The sequence below is a fragment of the bacterium genome, from assembly GCA_016786595.1.
Taxonomy (GTDB): Bacteria; Bdellovibrionota_C; UBA2361; order SZUA-149; family JAEUWB01; genus JAEUWB01.
In genome coordinates this window covers 1-17,437 of the sequence record JAEUWB010000023.1, presented here as the reverse complement: position 1 = coordinate 17,437, position 17,437 = coordinate 1, and the positions used below count along the sequence as shown (strand labels likewise).

At 44.7% G+C, this 17,437-nt stretch carries 16 protein-coding genes; 5 read left to right on the top strand and 11 right to left on the bottom strand.

What is annotated here, in order from left to right:
• Nucleotides 1-41: 41 nt before the first annotated feature.
• From JNK13_04070 to JNK13_04050, 5 genes are all read left to right on the top strand, one after another.
• Nucleotides 42-1,109: a tyrosine-type recombinase/integrase gene (locus JNK13_04070; GenBank protein MBL7661911.1), complete on the top strand. Its 1,068-nt coding sequence runs from the start codon at nucleotides 42-44 to the stop codon at nucleotides 1,107-1,109.
• A 10-nt stretch (nucleotides 1,110-1,119) separates the two neighbouring features.
• Nucleotides 1,120-2,523, top strand: a complete 1,404-nt coding sequence (locus JNK13_04065; protein ID MBL7661910.1) for an anthranilate synthase component I family protein — start codon at nucleotides 1,120-1,122, stop codon at nucleotides 2,521-2,523.
• A gap of 5 nt (nucleotides 2,524-2,528) precedes the next feature.
• On the top strand, nucleotides 2,529-3,137 hold the full coding sequence (locus JNK13_04060) for an aminodeoxychorismate/anthranilate synthase component II (protein MBL7661909.1): 609 nt from the start codon (nucleotides 2,529-2,531) through the stop codon (nucleotides 3,135-3,137).
• 114 nt (nucleotides 3,138-3,251) lie between these two features.
• Nucleotides 3,252-3,914 (top strand): hypothetical protein, encoded by a 663-nt coding sequence (locus JNK13_04055; protein ID MBL7661908.1) that lies wholly within the window; start codon nucleotides 3,252-3,254, stop codon nucleotides 3,912-3,914.
• Nucleotides 3,915-4,011: 97 nt separating this feature from the next.
• The gene (locus tag JNK13_04050; GenBank protein ID MBL7661907.1) at nucleotides 4,012-4,260 is read left to right on the top strand and encodes a hypothetical protein; all 249 of its coding nucleotides are present in this window, start codon (nucleotides 4,012-4,014) and stop codon (nucleotides 4,258-4,260) included.
• Nucleotides 4,261-4,283: 23 nt separating this feature from the next.
• On the opposite strand, the gene JNK13_04045 is transcribed toward JNK13_04050, so the two are convergent.
• The 11 genes from JNK13_04045 to JNK13_03995 form a co-directional block, all read right to left on the bottom strand.
• On the bottom strand, nucleotides 4,284-5,267 hold the full coding sequence (locus JNK13_04045; GenBank protein ID MBL7661906.1) for an FtsQ-type POTRA domain-containing protein: 984 nt from the start codon (nucleotides 5,265-5,267) through the stop codon (nucleotides 4,284-4,286).
• Between the two features lie 16 nt (nucleotides 5,268-5,283).
• Entirely contained in the window at nucleotides 5,284-6,468 is a 1,185-nt protein-coding gene (locus tag JNK13_04040; protein ID MBL7661905.1) for a D-alanine--D-alanine ligase, read from the bottom strand.
• A gap of 92 nt (nucleotides 6,469-6,560) precedes the next feature.
• Complete coding sequence (gene murB, locus JNK13_04035) at nucleotides 6,561-7,505, bottom strand: UDP-N-acetylmuramate dehydrogenase (protein MBL7661904.1); 945 nt, start codon at nucleotides 7,503-7,505, stop codon at nucleotides 6,561-6,563.
• Complete coding sequence (locus JNK13_04030) at nucleotides 7,483-8,889, bottom strand: UDP-N-acetylmuramate--L-alanine ligase (protein MBL7661903.1); 1,407 nt, start codon at nucleotides 8,887-8,889, stop codon at nucleotides 7,483-7,485. Before JNK13_04030 ends, murB begins: the two co-directional genes overlap by 23 nt.
• Before the next feature lie 117 nt (nucleotides 8,890-9,006).
• Nucleotides 9,007-10,131: an undecaprenyldiphospho-muramoylpentapeptide beta-N-acetylglucosaminyltransferase gene (gene murG / locus JNK13_04025; protein MBL7661902.1), complete on the bottom strand. Its 1,125-nt coding sequence runs from the start codon at nucleotides 10,129-10,131 to the stop codon at nucleotides 9,007-9,009.
• Between the two features lie 9 nt (nucleotides 10,132-10,140).
• Complete coding sequence (gene ftsW, locus JNK13_04020) at nucleotides 10,141-11,274, bottom strand: putative lipid II flippase FtsW (protein ID MBL7661901.1); 1,134 nt, start codon at nucleotides 11,272-11,274, stop codon at nucleotides 10,141-10,143.
• A complete protein-coding gene (murD, locus tag JNK13_04015; GenBank protein ID MBL7661900.1) occupies nucleotides 11,271-12,740 on the bottom strand; it encodes a UDP-N-acetylmuramoyl-L-alanine--D-glutamate ligase in 1,470 nt (489 codons plus the stop codon). Before murD ends, ftsW begins: the two co-directional genes overlap by 4 nt.
• A gap of 4 nt (nucleotides 12,741-12,744) precedes the next feature.
• Nucleotides 12,745-13,827 carry a phospho-N-acetylmuramoyl-pentapeptide-transferase gene (locus JNK13_04010; protein MBL7661899.1) on the bottom strand — a complete coding sequence of 361 codons (1,083 nt, stop codon included), beginning with the start codon at nucleotides 13,825-13,827 and terminating at the stop codon, nucleotides 12,745-12,747.
• Nucleotides 13,808-15,307 (bottom strand): UDP-N-acetylmuramoyl-tripeptide--D-alanyl-D-alanine ligase, encoded by a 1,500-nt coding sequence (locus JNK13_04005; GenBank protein MBL7661898.1) that lies wholly within the window; start codon nucleotides 15,305-15,307, stop codon nucleotides 13,808-13,810. The genes JNK13_04010 and JNK13_04005 overlap by 20 nt, the downstream gene beginning before the upstream one ends.
• A gap of 16 nt (nucleotides 15,308-15,323) precedes the next feature.
• Nucleotides 15,324-16,832: a UDP-N-acetylmuramoyl-L-alanyl-D-glutamate--2,6-diaminopimelate ligase gene (locus JNK13_04000; GenBank protein ID MBL7661897.1), complete on the bottom strand. Its 1,509-nt coding sequence runs from the start codon at nucleotides 16,830-16,832 to the stop codon at nucleotides 15,324-15,326.
• A 90-nt stretch (nucleotides 16,833-16,922) separates the two neighbouring features.
• Nucleotides 16,923-17,437 (bottom strand): hypothetical protein (locus tag JNK13_03995; GenBank protein ID MBL7661896.1); only part of this gene is annotated, 515 nt, incomplete at its 5' end.

Here is a 17,437-nt window from a genome sequence, read left to right as displayed (position 1 = left end):
CCCGATAATGTCAGCAAGTATCATGGCACATCGACTGCATTATGGGCTCAAACGATAGTAGTAATTCTAGTTCAATTTTTACAGCGGGTGACGTGCCTAGCCTGAGGTCATCCACTCAGGGGCAAATCCACGTTGAACGCTTGATGTCTGTGATCGAAAACTATCTTCGCTATTACGCTCAAGGCGACTCACATACTGCCAAGGCAAAGCGTTACGATCTACAGCATTTTCTTTTATTTGTAGCTGGCAGTCGGAATAAAGTTGAGACTGTCACCATTGCTGACTGGACCTACGAAAGAACACAAGCTTTTGTTGATGATCGGATTCGCATTGGCGAGTCTCCGGCAACTGTTTCTCGACGCTTAGCAACAATTAAGCATTTCGGCAGGACACTGGCTGAGCGCGTTCCAGGTTATATTAACCCAGCCCGCGAGGTAAAAGGACCGCAACAACGCGCTACACGTCCTAAAGGCTTAGAACCGGAAGAATTAGCTGCTTTATCGAGTGTCAGTGAGCCTACTACACTAGACGACTTTACTAATCTGCGTAATTGCCTTTTATTGCAACTCTTACTTGAAACTGGGCTACGCGCAGATGAAGTACGACTGCTTACACGGCAACAAGTCAGTGATGATTTATGTTGGTTAAAAAATGTTCGCACAAAGGGGCGTAAATTCCGTAACGTCTACATCAATACAAAATTACGTAATCTACTCGAAACATATCTCAAGCTACGCCAGCAGCAAGTTGTTAAACATCTACCCGATGTTGATCAAAACTATCTCACACGCGCACCATTAATTGTTAGCTTTCGGGCAGCTCACCCTGCCGATGCAAGTTCCCTTGGACTTGCACCCAAGACAGTCTGGCGAATTATTCGTGCATTTGGCAACAAAGCCCAGCAGCAAATCAATGACAATCTCGGGAGCTTGCATCCACACCGCTTAAGACATACCTTTGCCTTGGGACTATTAAATAGTTCAAAGGACGTGCGTTTAGTCGCGCAAGCCTTAGGTCATAGTGATGTACGCACTACAATGCGCTACACCGAACGGACAGAAGAGGAAATTGCCAAAGCAATTGAGTCTAGTCTTGGCGAAAAAAAGTGATCCTATTGCAGTGAGCAATTACAAAACAGCAAAATTTAGTTTTAACTCTGCAACTCTCAATCAACTGCTAATCGAAATTGCTCTCGATTTTGGGATCTGTGCGATTTGGGAGAGTTCTGCTGCGCGAAACGAAGCGCTGGAGACTAGCTCATCATTCAAAGCCGCGCGTTACACATATTGCATTCTTGAAACTGAAAAACGTATTCTGGTTGATGCCGAGTGCAAGCTCTCAGAGCAAGAGTATCAGCGTTATTTTGAGCAATTACCTGACTTTTCAGATCTCGATTTCCCCTGTGGCTCAATTGGCGTGATTGCCTATGATTTACTTGCCCAGTTTGACCGCATTCGCAATTTTTCCAGTAATAAGAAAACGCCACTGTTCGAAGTTATAACGCCAGCTATTGCACTGGTAATCGACAAGCAAAATCAAGAGATTCGATTACTAGTACAGTCGGATTTAGATCTCGGCAAGCTTAGTGCTAAATTGCAGGCAAGCATTTTACATGCTGAGTCAATAATTGATCGGCAAGAAGGTAGGTGCAATAACTTAAGCCCTCTTACGATCGACCCAAAAGCGCCTGCATTTATTGAAAAAGTCCTCAAGCTTAAGGATTACATTGCTGCAGGAGATGCTTATCAAATAGTTTTAAGCTTAATCCTCAGTACAAAGTTTAACTCATCCAGACGACCAGATACACTCCAGGCCTATTTGCGATTACGTGAAAGCAATCCTTCACCGTTTCATTTTTACATGCGCATGCAGCAACTAGAATTACTTGGCGCATCGCCTGAGCTGATGCTGAGGTTTACGCGACAAAATTCTGGGCAGGCAGGGTTTCAACTGGAAATGCGCCCTGTCGCAGGAACAATTCCACGTGGCAACACAAGCGAGCTCGATCAACTGCAGGCACTAACTCTCAAAGAACACTTAAAAGAACGAGCAGAACATGTGATGTTAGTCGATCACGTCCGTAACGACATCGGCCGCGTTGCTAAATTTGGCAGTGTGAAAGTTACCGATCTCTTAAGCGTTGAAAGTTATCAGAATGTTCATCATCTTGTTTCAGGAGTGTCTGGTGAATTGCTGCAAAGTAAGAACTTATTCGATGCAATTTTGTCTTGCCTACCAATTGCGACCTTAACTGGCACACCTAAATTACGAGCGATGGAAATCATTTCTGAACTTGAAGAGCAACCGCGAGGAATTTGGGGTGGAATGTTCTTCCGTGCCCAGTCAGCAAGCGATCTTGAAGCAGCTGTAATTATTCGAGCGGCTGAAATTTATGAAAATGAAATTCAAATACGTGCAGGTGCAGGCATCGTCTATGACTCCGTGCCGGAACGTGAGTACGAGGAGTGTCTTTGGAAAGCACAAGCTGTGGTTAATGCATTTGGTTTTAAAATTTGCAAGTGAGTAGTATGTTTTTAGTGATCGATAATTATGATTCTTATACATTCAACCTCGTGCACGCATTCGCTGAGTTAGGGATGAGCGAGTCCGAAATTAAAGTTATTAAGAACGATGAGCTGTCGCTAGCTGAAATTATTGAGCTCGCACCTAAGCGCCTATTGATTTCACCAGGCCCCTGCACGCCGAAGGAAAGTGGTGTTTGCCTAGAAGTTGTAAGATATTTTATTGGACGCATTCCAATTCTTGGAGTCTGCCTGGGACATCAAATTATTGGTCAAGTTTGCGGCGGCAGGATCGTCCGTGACACTCACCCACTCCATGGCAAAACTGTTGAAATTATGCACAATCAAAAAAGTATTTTTAGGGGATTACCGTCACCTCTACTGATGACGAGATACAATTCCTTGCTTGTTGACCCAAACACTCTACCTGAAGAATTAGAAGTTTTAGCTGTTTCCAGGCCTACTGACCCTAGCCCTGTTCAAGGCCCAAGTTTAAGACCAATTATGGCTTTAAGACATAAGATCCACCAGAGCGTGATCGGCATACAATTTCACCCAGAATCGATCACATCCGAACAGGGTTCTCAATTATTCCAGGCATTTATTTCCCTCTAGAGGCAACTATTCCGTACTTATTAGCATAACTTTTTGTGAATTATGTGAAGCAATTCAGCCGTGGCTAGTGATATATAGGTAGGAGCTGTGAAAGATTACACAGATAGGAAGAATATGGACAGAATGATTTATATTCAGTCAGTTAAAAACAATAATTTGAAACGAATTTTTAGCCGTCAACGCGGCAATGCTGCACTTGCTGCGCTAGTTGGCATTGTGTCAGTACTTGCATACTTCAAGTATGGCTATAGTTTGATTTCACAAGATTTGCACCCGATTGTCGCCACTGCCACAGTAGCAATTATTTTTGTATTTTTTGCGGGATTAACCGGATATTTCGTTCACCGTGAGAAATTGGGCTTAGCTACTTCGGATTCTACACGTAGTGAAGTCAGTCATCGAGTTTCGCAACTTGAAGCTTTGGTTGATTCTGTATACCAAAAAATCCGTAGCCAAGAGGAAGTTGCCCTACACCGCACATATATCGTCTCACGACGTGCACTGGAAAATATCAGCAAACTCAAAAGAATCTTAAGAGCTTTAAGCATCCGTACTTCTGAAGTTCGTGATTTACTTGATAATGGATCAGCTGTAGCGCTAATCGATGCTCATGAGCTACTCAATCGTAAGCTATTTTTAGAAGAAAGTGCGCTTGATGCCGTAATTGATTCGGATCCAGTGCCTCCGCTTAGTCCACTAGAGTGGGATTTAGTTGTGCAAAAATTATCCTACGAAGTAGATGAAGAATTAGAACGTCTTGAAAGAATGGTTGCCTAAAGTTAGAACGACTCGCTAAGTCTCAGCAAATCCTGGCCTTTCTAAAATCAGGAATCTCCCAGCTCAGGCACAGCCTCTAAAGATCGGAGGCTGTGTTATGAATACCAGGGAAACAGAAAATACTATTGAAAGACAATTTGTCAGTGTCGCTGATGCTCTCTCAGAGCGTTTCCCAGATTTAGACCTGCGTTTTACCTTACTAGATAGTGCCTGTATGCTCAGGCTTAATCTCGCAGACGATATTTTGGAATCGGTTAAAATTGAGCTGGGCAAGAATAATGTTAATCAAATTATCGAATCTGCCATTCTCTCAGTCCGAAGAATTACCAAACAATTTGATGCTTAGAGCTAGCTGCGCTGCTGACATAATTAGTTTTGATTTGTGCGGCTTTTCTCTTCCGCTAAGAGCTGTAGCGCTGGCTTAACAATCGCCTGTCCATCGAAGCGCAGATCGACTGACTGGGCACGTTCATTTCGAGTTTTAAGATCAGTAAGAATTTTAGAGAGATTAGATTTTAGTTGCACAGCAGCAAGATGTGAGTCTGCATTAAAATAGATTGCAGGCGTGTTAATCAAATGTGGACGCGCAAGTATTGAGCCATCTTGCTGAATTTCGTAAGTCTCAATTGGCACCCCAAGTCCCTCGACATTAAGGATGTAAGCGATTGAGCGTAATGCTTTACTGATCAGTGGGTGTTCTAAATCTTGTCTACTTCCTTGGTAATGATTTGCCTCAAGGCGAGTCAATTCAGCAGTTTTGAGTAAAAGTTCTTGATCATTAATTGCAGAAAGTGCCGTTAGCGGCCGTTCAGTTCTAGAAATAAGCCATGATTCTTCTCTACAGGCGATCACTAACCAGGGTTCAGCCTCAGAGATATTAACTTTTAAAGTCCCTGAGCCCGGTGAGCGTAAGATCTGAACTCGCTCAATCCAGGGATTAGCCTCTAAGCGCGACTTCAAATCTGCTAAACTAAACTCCCACGTCCATATTGGAAGTTGCAGATTAAGAAGATTAATAATTTCCTGGCTTGAGAGATAATGATTGCCGTTGACTACAATCGCTTTAACCTGCGTGGCATTAGTAGAAATGTCAGTTGCCCTGTCTGCTACATTGGAGATTAACTCCCCAGCCTGGCTGGCAGCGTACTCGAGTTTTTCACCGGCTACATCAAGGTACTGCTCAAAACTTGAGTCTGAAGCTCCCTGCCTACGTCTAGACTCACTGCTAATTTCTTCTGGCAAGCGCTCAATCTGATTAGCAGTATCCGCCAACGCTAGATTTAGTCCAAGCACAAGTTGCAAGAGTATACTTAGTCGACCAAAAATTCTAATTAGAGCAAATTTGGCATTCATTTGTAGCGTCACTGGATTAGATTTCGAGTCGCTTCAAGCTTTCCTGTCGTTCAAGCGCAAGCTGAATTAATTCTTCGATTAAACCCGCATAAGTGTAGCCGCCCTGAAGCATTAAACTCGGGTACTGACTAATCGAAGTAAATCCGGGAATTGTATTAATCTCATTAAGCACAATTTCGTTAGTATTTTCATTGAAGAAAAAATCAATTCGCGCCATGCCTGCCCCATCAATCGCGCGAAATGCTTGAATCGCATAGGCTTGAATGCGCTTGAAGCAGTCTTCTGTTAATGGCGCAGGGCATACTGTTTCCGTGGAATCATCCTGATACTTAGCAATATAGTCATAGAATTCTCGCTTAGGAATGATTTCCGAAGTACACGGCGAAGTCACAATCCTTTGATTTCCGAGCACTGCAATTTCTAATTCTCTACCCTTAAAAGCTTGTTCGACTAAGATCCTCCGATCGTAACGAGCCGCTTCCCTAAGTGCTGGAAGTAATTCAGTTCTGCTCTTAACTTTGATAATGCCAATACTTGAACCGGTATTGGCGGGCTTGGTAAATACCGGATAACCGCCAAAATCGCTGGCGATAATAGTTTCAATCCGCGTATAATCGCTCTCAAGAATTTCACTATTCGTCCAGGTCCACTTTACTTGCGGAATACCTGCCGCATCCAAGCACTGCTTTGTTAAAATCTTATCCATGGCGACAGCTGATGCAGCTACTCCGCAGCCAACGCAAGCAACATCGATCATACGAATTAGCGCTTGAATTACACCGTCTTCACCAAATGTTCCATGTAGCACAGGAAAAATTACATCGAGCTTAGAGAGCAGCCCAGCTTGCGAAACTTGCTCGTGCACAGCATCAGGAAGCGTAGTTCGAGAAATTAAAAGCTCATGCTCCAACTTCTGAATTGCAGTTTGACCATTTTCGACCTTTAAGGCCTGAAGTCCTGCTTGATAGACGCTGAGCATGCTATTTGGCAGCATCTCTTGTCGCGCTGAAAAAAGCGCATAATTCAGGACACTCTCTTCTGCTCCGGTCACAAATCGACCGTCGCGAGTGATTGCTATCGCAGTTACTGCATATTTACTGCGATCCAGTGCTGCGAGAATATTTTTTGCTGAAGTAATCGAGACCTCATGCTCCGCTGAGCGTCCCCCAAAGATTAGGCCGATTTTGATTTTATTCATGATTAATTCTTTCTGCGCTACCAATTGTCTAAAGTTTTTCGGTCAAAGAAACTTTCGGCAACGGGTAATATTATTTTGGCATTCAGTCTAGTAAACTACCAGAATTGTATCTCGGTCTCTAAAGTTACGTCAAAGGAATCTTTCACTCGACGCTTAGCGACTTCGACTAATATTTCGGCATGGCTAGCTTGAGCTGAATCATCAACTTTAACAAGCCAGTTGGCATGCATTTCAGAAAACATCACGCCACCTTCTTGATAACCCTTCAGTCCAACTTTCTCTAATAATTCGCCTGCAGAATAGTTCGGTGGATTTTTAAAGACTGACCCGGCTGAAGCCAATGTGAGTGGTTGCGTGCGCGATCTATAGTTAAGGTATTCACGGCGTTTCTCCTGAATTTGAGAAATTTCTCCCTTTTGCACTGAAAGATGACAGGCTACCGCAACCTGATCCTTAGTCAGTGCAGACGAGCGGTAAGCAAACTTTAAATCTTTAGCAGCTACCCAGTTCAAACCAGTTGTGGCAGAAGCGACAAGCACGGATTCAATCACATCGCCAAAGGCGCGATTATGCGCACCGGCATTCATTCGTATTGCACCACCAATCGAAGCCGGAATGCCGCTAGCAAACTCCAAGCCCGCATATCCTGCTGCACAAAGCTTGCGGCTCAGAGACATTAAAGCAACACCAGAAAAAGCAGTAAATGTGAATTTATCGCTGTTTGGTAGATGCTCAATGTCTGCTTGGGGCATTTCATTGGCAGGTTGCTCGCAGGGAACTGACATAGCAAAAGCCCTCCCAAGGTGCAGCAGTGGAAACTTCAGAGGCTGATCGGGAAGCACTACGTTAGATCCTGCACCCAGGACTCGCACTGGAACATTCTCACTTGCGTAGACACTTAATGCCTTAATTAGGCCAGGCAGGCTCTGTGGCTCGAGAAGATCAACTGCGGCCCCGAGGCGCAACGTTGTAATTCTCTCACTCGGAACTTGCGTGATAAATTTAACATCTTCAATCTCACTGAATACTTTCTTGTTCATGGTCATTATTTATTTTCTTTAAATGCTCGGCAATTGCCAACCCTACAGATCGCACATTCCCTGCCCCCATCGTCACAACGATATCACCGGGTTGAACTAAATTTGTGGCCACACGCGCCGCTGAATTCAAATCACTAACAAACTGACAAGCATTGTGATCGAGCGCCTTGGCTAACGCCTCAGAATTAATGTCATTTAGGGGTGTCTCGCCTGCCGCGTATATATCAGTGATTAAAACAATATCACTGGCAGCAAAGGCACTGAGAAATTCCGAAAAAAGCTCGTTGGTCCTCGAGTAGCGGTGCGGTTGAAAAATAGTAATAATTTTAGCTTCGTTATAAGTCTGCTGACGCGCCTTAAGCATGCCTTTGCGGAAGGCATTTAGCGTAGCTCTGATTTCCGTTGGATGGTGGCCATAATCATCGAGGATGAGCACTTTACCCACTTCCGCGATACATTCGCTCCGACGTGTAACTCCAGGAAAAGTTTTTAAAAGTGCGCGGATTGTATCAACGGGCACGCCCAGTTCGATGGCGACAGCAATTGCAGCCAGTGCGTTACTGGCCATATGCATTCCTGGCAATGGCAACAAGAATTCACCGTGACAGGTCTCATTCGATCGCACCTGAAACTTCATTGTATTATCAATTTCTTCGACATCCGAAATATGAATTTGATTATTGGGCGACAGGCCATAAGTAATCACTCTGCGACCGCTGGCCGCAGCAATGCGCCTTACAACTGGGTCATCGCCACACGCAACCACTAGTCCATAAAATGGAACGGCCTGCATAAACTGATGAAAAGCTTCTTCGAGTTTCGCAAATGATCCGTAATAGCCTAAATGTTCAGCGTCAATATTCGTGACGATCGAAATCGCTGGACGAAGCAAATTAAAGCTACCATCGCTTTCATCAGCTTCTGCAATTAAGAAGTCGCCTGCTCCGACAATTGCGCCGGAAGCTGCAGTTTGAACCTTACCACCGATAATTACCGTAGGATTCATTGCTGCACCGCTGACAAGCCAAGCAATCAGTGACGTCGTGGTAGTTTTCCCGTGAGAGCCTGCAACCGCAATGCCGTATTTCATGCGCATCAGTTCAGCTAACATTTGCGCACGTGGAATTACAGGAATTCCTAGCTGACGTGCCGTAACAACTTCGATATTATCTTCAGAGACAGCAGAAGATGTAACAATCACACTCGCAGTTTTAGTAGGCGAAGTTGTTTGCTGATCAGAGCCATTCGTAATATTCGCAGCAGCGTGACCAATAAAAATTTTAATCCCGACACTTTCAAGGTGTTCAACTGCAGTAGATCGAGTCAAATCTGATCCGCTGACTTGATAGCCTAAGTTTGATAGAACTTCAGCAATACCGGACATGCCGATGCCACCAATCCCTACAAAATGAACATGAAACGCTTTGTGAAACACAGAATTACCTTCGCCGATGCAAGTTTTGATTTATATCACAAACAAGAGCGAGTCGAAATATCTGTATTATTCAGCCGAAATCAGGTTAACCAGCATGTCGACAACTAGAGTCGCTGGGCGATCATCAGGGTCTTCGGCCAAATCAAGTAATCTTAATCTTACTTGTTCCAATTGCGACGGCGCAGCATAAATTTCCCTGAGTAGTTCTCCGAGCCGTGGAGTTAATTGAGCATTGTCTTCGAGGCAAAAACAAGCTTGACGCTCGAGTAAGTCGCGCACATTTTCTAGTTGATGTCCTTGAGCAATATTCAAGGGAATAAAAATAGCAGGACAACAGGCCACGGCGCTTTCAGCTACGGTCATTGCTCCTGCACGGGCAATCAGTAAATCTGCTTGCGCGTAGGCGCGATCAAGATCGGTAATAAATTCCTTAACACTCGCTGGATTTAAATTTGCATTCAGATAGGCCTGCACCACGCGCTGATAGTCCTCACGGCCTGTTTGATGCTCAAGATCGATATTAAACTTAGAAAAAAAATCTAGGTTATCAAGAATCGCCGAATTAATGCTGCGCGCACCTTGACTACCTCCACAGATTAAGACCCGCAGTCTTTGCTGACCCTGCCTAGCGCGCTCTCTTTTTTGCTCGCCAACTAGATAAAATTTACGACGAACTGGGTTTGCAATTGTGAAATGATGCTCTGCTCGGTAAAGCAAAGGGTGTTTACCCGGGACTTGAAAAATAATTTGAACAAAACGTGAAAGAATCCGATTGGCTACACCAGGAGCAGCATTTTGTTCTTGAATTGCACGTGGAATACCCAAGCACCATGCTGCTAATACAGGGAAAAAAGCGGGGTACCCTCCGCAGCCAAGAATAAAAGTTGGCTTCAATTCGCGCAATAATCCGATAGCCCTGAGTAAAAAGAACGGGGCCTTGAGGATTGTTAAAATTTTGGCGACAAGTCCCTTACCTAAAAATGCTCGAGCTTGTAAGTTCACCATCTTCAGATTTTCGCGTTCGAGAATTTCTTGTTCTAACTTTTTACCCGTAATAATAAAAGTCACCCGTCCCGCTGGATAGCGAGCAATAAATTCCTCAGCGACAGCGACACCAGGGTAAATGTGTCCACCTGTCCCACCGGCTGCAATTACAAGGTGATAATTTTCATTCATGTTTAAGCCAGACACTTAAATAAATTACTCGTGATTGTCCGCACTATGGATTAATAGCGAAAGCTTTAATAAAAGTCCCACAGCTAATAAATTCATAATCATTGCGCTACCACCATAACTAATTAACGGCAGCACCATCCCCTTAGTGGGCAGCAGTCCTGTCACTACTGCAATATTTAAAAATGCTGGAAGACAAATTAGTAACGTCAGCCCCCCTGCAAGAATTGAAGCAAAGGGCCATGACTTCGTGTGACGACAAACCCGCATACCGCGTATTAAAATCAGCAGATAAAGTAGCAGCACGCCAAGCGCACCGATAAACCCTAATTCCTCAGCAATCACCGCATAGATGAAATCAGTGTGTGCTGCAGGAAGATAAAATAATTTTTGCTCACTTGCACCCAGACCAACTCCCGTGATACCGCCCGAGCCCACAGCAATCAGTGACTGGATCAACTGATATCCTGATTTGCTGGGATCCTGAAAGGGATCGAGGAAAGCAGTGAAACGCTTCAAGCGATACGGTGAAAGAGCAATTAAGGTTGCTAGTAGACAACTTACCACTGCCCCTAAGCCTAGGAGGTAGAGCAAGCTTACCCCTCCTAGCAGTAAAATGGCGATGACCAAGAGCAAAATAACAGATGTGCTGCCAAAGTCTGGCTCTAATAACAATAATAAAACGGTAATTGCAGTCAATCCAAGCGGAATAAAAATTCCACGTACCAACTCATTCACGCGATCTTGATGTTTAGCCATGTAAGCAGAAATAAAGACCACAATAGCTAATTTCATAAACTCTCCCGGCTGAAAACGTAGAACCTTTAAATCGATCCAGCGGCGAGCTCCACCTGCCACCACGCCTACTCCAGGGACCAAGACAATTACTAACATCAAGAGTAACCCGGCAAAGAGATAAGGTGCATATTTTTCAATTTTATCTAAGGGCAAGAGCATTACTAGATAGGCAGCAACTAAACCAAGAATCATGTGAAATAGATGCGACCGAATATACACATTCGCACTCTTAACTAGCGCTGCCGGAGCCGAACTAGAAGTCAGCATAGCCGTTGTAGAAAAAACCATTAAAACACTAACAGCAAGCAAAAGAATCACCGGGAAAAGAATTCCGAGATCAATGCCTTGAACTTTTACTTTCATTGCTTTGCCCAATCGATCAGCAATCGGCGAAAATGTTCCCCACGCTCTTCAAAGCCTGAGTAAGCATCAAAACTCGCGCATCCAGGGCTAAGTAAAACTATGTCACCAGGTTCGGCAATGCTTTGCGCTGCGTGCAAGGCCTGTTCCAAATCAACTTCAACGCGCACTGCTCGTTTAAAAAAATCTGGCGTGCAATTTTCAATAATTTTAGCGATCAACTCACGATCGCCACCAAACAAAATTGCTTGACGTACACGTCCGCCAAAAAAATCAGTCAATTCCTTCCAGCTTTGTTGCTTATTTTTTCCGCCAAGCAGTAAGACTACGGGGCGTCGAGGGTATTTCGCGCCCAATCCCTCCAGCGCGGCAATGACTGAGGCAGTATTTGTTCCCTTGGAATCATTGATATAAAGGATTCCTGCATTTTCGAGAATCGGTTCAATGCGATGTGGAAGCGTTTCAAATTCATTGATTACAGCTTGAATCGCCTCTGGGCGAGCACCCGCAAGTAAAGCTGCTGCACTACTTGCGGCAATATTTAAATAATTGTGTTTACCAATTAATTTAAAATCTCTAAGTGAAAAGCTTTGCTCAAGCGTATTCGTTTTAATCGTTAAACTTTGATAATCGTCACTGACAAGTGACGCGGGGCCCTGGCTAACAGAGCCAATTCCAAAAAACATTTCCTGAGCATTCAGATATTGTCGGTAAATTTTATAAAAAGGATCGTCTTTCCAGATTAAGGACCAACTTTGCGAATCTGACTTTTGATTTGCAAAAATTCGAGCTTTAATTTTGGCATACTCATTAATTGTGCCGTGACGTTCCAGATGATCATCCTGCACATTCAAACAAACTGAAATTTGCGGCGAAAAGTCAAAGGCCCCCTCAAGCTGATAACTCGATACTTCTGCCACCATTAACGGATCAAGATTGCGCGTGCCTTTACCCTTAAGTTCATCCGCTTGAATTAAGTCAACGAAAGGATTGCCGACATTACCCACCAAGTGGACTGGTAATTCGGATTTTTTTAACATTTGAAAGATTAGATTTGCACAAGTCGTTTTCCCATTTGTGCCTGTCACGGCAACAAGCGGGCTACCTAAAAACGCAACGGCAATATCAATTTCAGTTAAAATTGGTATGCGTGCTGAACGAATTAGCGTCACCAACTGTCCTTCTAAAGAAATGCCTGGACTAACCACAGCAAAACTCGGGTCGACTCCACGTAACCAGGCTAAGTCCGAAGTGCCACCCTTAAACTGCTCTTTTAAGTTACAACCAAACTGCTCAATCTGCTCGCGTTTGCCGCTATGCACCAATTTTTCATCAATCACATAAACTTGATAACCCGCTTGTGCGAGTAAACGCATGACCGCACGTCCCGTCACGCCTGCCCCAAGAACTGCCACACTTTTTCCTGCAGAACGGCTTAAAATATCCCTGACACGTGTATTGTTGTCCATAAACTTATCTAATTTTTAGTGAAGCGATCGAAATAATTGCTAGGATAATGGAAACAATCCAGCAACGAACGATAATCTTCGGCTCCACCAAACCACCAAGTTCAAAATGATGATGAATCGGCGCCATGCGAAACACTCTTTTACCCGTCATTTTAAACCAAAATACTTGGATCATTACCGACAGCGCCTCGATCACAAAAATCCCGCCCGCAAGAATCAACACCAGTTCATGCTTGGTGATTACAGCCAGGGTTCCAAGTGCTCCCCCAAGCGCTAGCGCTCCAACGTCCCCCATGAAAACACTCGCCGGGAAACTATTATACCAAAGAAAGGCAAGCCCTGCGGCAATAATTGCCGCAGCAATCACAGCCAGTTCTCCCGAGCCCGCAACGTGCGAAATTCCAAGATAAGCGGCATAATCTTCGCGCCCAGCAGCATATGCAAATATTCCATACGCAAAGGCAGTACTCATCACTGGTCCAATCATTAGGCCATCGAGACCATCTGTTAAGTTTACTGCATTGGAAGTGCCTACAATCACTAGGGCAGCAAAGAGTAAATAAAACCAACCCAAATCAACTCCCCAATCCTTGGTAAAGGGTACTGTCACAACTGTTGAAAACTGTGGGTTTGCTACAAACAAGATCAGCAATGCAAAAAAGGCAATCCCAAACTGCCAGTATAATTTTCCACGGGCAGACAAGCCCTTGTAAGAATTGTTTTGACTAACTTTCTTATAATCATCGACAAACCCGAGCACGCCATAGCCTGCAGTGACGATGATCATTAGCCACACTAAAATTGACGACAAGTCACAAAATAGTAAGGCCACTAGCAGGATCGATAAAACAACTACTAGTCCACCCATCGTTGGTGTTCCCTGCTTAACCTTATGTGATTCGGGGCCATCGTCACGAATCGGCTGGCCAAATTGTCGAAATTTAACCCAGCGAATAAACCACGGCTGCACAATCAGAACGATCAAAAAAGCCAAGAGGAATGCGACGATTGCACGGAAAGTCTGATAACGAAACAAGTTAAGAACTGAATAATGTTCACGTAGCAAACTAAGCAGATGGTAGAGCATAAATTATCTTTTCAATTTCCTTACAAACATGCTCAAGTGCCATGCCTCTTGAGCCTTTAATGAGAATAATTTGTGGCCGCGGACTACTCAAGACAAATTCTGCTGCTTGCCTCACGCCATCTGCCCAGACTGCATCAGTATGGCCCACAAGTTGAGCCGCGAGAATTAAATTTTTTGACTCCACTCCAATCCCCACAATCCGCTTAATCACTTGACTGCTGCCGGCGAGTTTTCCAATTTCTTCATGAAATCTACTGGACTCATCTCCAAGCTCACGCATATCGCCAAGCACCACTGCTACACTTTTTCCATGCGCAAGATCTTCAAGTGTGCTTAAGGCAGCGCGCATTGACCCGGGGTTAGCGTTATAGCAATCCTCAATCAGCGTTATTCCCTCTGGCAACTCTCTTACAGCAAGCCGCAATTCAGGCTGAGGTGAGTGACTTAAGGCTTGCGCAAAGACTTCGGCTTTAAAGTCAGGAAAAGCCGTCACTGCTGCGCTAAACGCAGCAAGGGCATTTTTCACATTGTGTCTTCCTAAGTGCGGAATGCTGGCGGGAAGTCCCGCGCCATGATCGCTAAGAATCTCAAACTCAAAACCAGAAAAACTTTTAGATTTTATATTCTTGGCATGAAAACCACGCTCTGGCTTTAGGTCTACTTGATCAATTTCAGCCCGCTCAGATCTTTCAGATGAATATGTCACGTAACGAGGAGTTAGTTTTAGACTAGCAGCTTGAGCCTTGATCGCTGTTATTAAATTCGCGTCATCACTTGGATAAATCACAACTCCCGGCTGCCTTAGACCCGCCAATAACTCTGCTTTGGCTTGGGCAATCTCCGCTAGCGAAGCGAAATGTCCAATATGTGCAGGGGCAACATTGAGCATCAATAGATGGGTGGGTTCTGCAATCTTACTTAAATATGTCAGCTCCCCGGGATGATTCATCCCAGCCTCAAGCACAATAAATTTATCCTTGCGGCTCGCTCCGAGGAGCGTCAACGGCAGGCCCCAATGATTATTTAGAGACTTTTTCGAATATGTGCCTGCGCCTACAACTTGGCTTAACAGCTGACGTAGAATTTCTTTTGTTGTGGTCTTACCGTTAGAACCTGTAATCGCAAAAACTGGGCAATCAATTTGCGAGCGCCAATATTTGGCTAAGTCTCCCAAGGCAACAGTTGTATCAGCTACAGCAATAATTGCGCCTCGATATTTTGTCTTTTCTAAAAGAGCGGTAATTTCATCGCCTGGCCACAAATTTGAGACGATCACTGCCGCTGCTTGCGCGGCAAAAACACTTTCTAAAAATAAATGACCATCAGTAGTATCGCCGCGAATTGCGATAAATAAATTTCCGGTGACAATAGAACGTGAGTCAGTTGAAACTCCCGTAACTTGCTCACTTAGATCACTTGCGACAAGGCAGCTTCCAGTTGTGATTTGTAGAATTTGTTGAAGGGTGGCAGTAAACGACATGTTGCATTTATATTGTTTATAATTGCAACAGCTTACGACAGATCTCTTGATCAGAAAAATGATGTTTTTTACCCCTTATTTCTTGGTAAGTTTCATGCCCCTTTCCGGCAATCAAGAGCACATCCCCTGGAGTGCAAAATTCAACCGCTTTCTTTATTGCCAATTCGCGGCATACTTCTGTTTCAAATCGCCCGCTAGCATCCTCCCCCAACCCAGCTAAGCAATCAGCGATAATCTGCTCTGGGTCCTCATCGCGAGGATTGTCGGAGGTGATAAAAAAGTAATCGGCATAACGTAGCACAGCTTGAGTCATTAACGGCCTTTTGCCTCTGTCGCGGTTCCCGCCACAACCAAAAACTGTCACCAAGCGTTTAGGCTTTAATCTGCGCAAAGCATCCTGAGCGCGTTCAAGAGCATCTGGCGTATGTGCATAATCAACAAATATTTTCGGTTCAGCTTGACTGGAAATTAATTCCAAACGTCCTGGAACGCAAGGAACAAGGGCAAGCGCGCGAACAATTTGCGTGATTTCATACCCCGCAGCAAGCAAGAGCGCTACAGCGGCTAGCATGTTCTCTACATTATAGTGCCCAAGCAGCATGGACTTAATCGTAAAGCTTGAATCAGCAAACTTGGCGTGAATCTCAGTTCCATCAGTACGCTCTTCAGCAGTTTCAAGCGTCACATCGGCCTGCCCATCAAGCGCATAACTTACAAGCTTGATGTTCTTAGAAATTCGCGAAGCCAGAGTTTGTCCAAAACTATCGGCTATATTAAGCGCCGCAAATTTCTTGGCTTTACTACTCTCAAGTAGCTCCTCGAGAAAGAGCTTAGCTTTAGCCGCGCCATAAGCTTCCATGGTTTGATGGTAATCTAAGTGATCACGAGTCAGATTTGTAAAAACACAACCATCCCATTGAATTGCATGCGCACGGTATTGATCGAGACCATGCGAAGATACTTCCATCACCAGACTCTTTGCGCCGCGCTCAAAATTCTCTCTCAGGATGCGCTGAGTGCTAATCGCATCGGGCGTAGTATTGGCGATTTCTTGAAGTTTAAAGGCCGAACTTTGTGCTGTAAAATTAGCGTAGCCCAGTGTGCCTAGATAAAGCGCGGGGCCCGAATTGAGCACTTTCAAGGCGTGCGCGAGAATCCAGGCTACAGAAGTTTTCCCATTCGTTCCTGTGACCCCGACAGCAAACATCCCTTGCGATGGTTCGGCATTAAATCGATGGGCAGTTTGCCCCAAAATTGCGCGAACATTTTTGACCTGTATTAAATTCAGCTCTTGCTGAGCAAACGCAGCGTTACCCTCGACAACGCAAAACTTAGCACCACGCGCGAAAGCCATAGAAATAAAGCTGCGATCCAGGTCTGGATTTTGGGCGACCGAGAAAAATAATTCGCCTGGATTGACTTGCCGTGAATCAGAGCAGATACCAGTCACTTGACTAGTTCTGATTTGCAGCGGCAACTGACTAGCTACAGAATTTGGTAAAATTTCCTCGAGGCTGAACGACATACGCTTAGAATGCTACAAAAATTGAACTTTGCGAAGTAAGCTTAATTTACGCACTTGTTAAGGCTGCTACTCGGGTCAATACGATTAAATTTAAATCGTTTTTCGCGGCGAATGAGTCCGTAAATTAGGCTCATTCGTAACTAAATTGCTCAAAATTCGTTCGATTGAACGCTTAAAAATTGGGCCGGCAAGAGTGCCTCCCCAACGTGGGCGCACATTTGGTTCATCAACAACCACGACCATCACAAGTCGACGCTTCGCGCCAATTTCCCGCGTATCAACAAAGCCCACAAAAGACGCCAGCACTGCCTCGGGATCATAACCACGCCGCCCTTCGGCAGCTTTTTGCGCAGTCCCAGTTTTTCCACTGACACGCACACCTTGAATTCGCGCCGCAGGAGCAGTTCCGTGCTCAGATTCAGTGACCCCATATAAAATATCGCGCACCACGTCTGATGCTTCTGGAGAAAAGACTCGCAGTGCTGGGGTTGATTTTTTGACCAATAATTTCGGAGCGACGAGCATTCCACCATTCATTAAAGCAGCATATGCACGGGCCAGCTGTAAGGCGGTTACCGTCAAGCCTTGTCCGAATGAATGCGTTG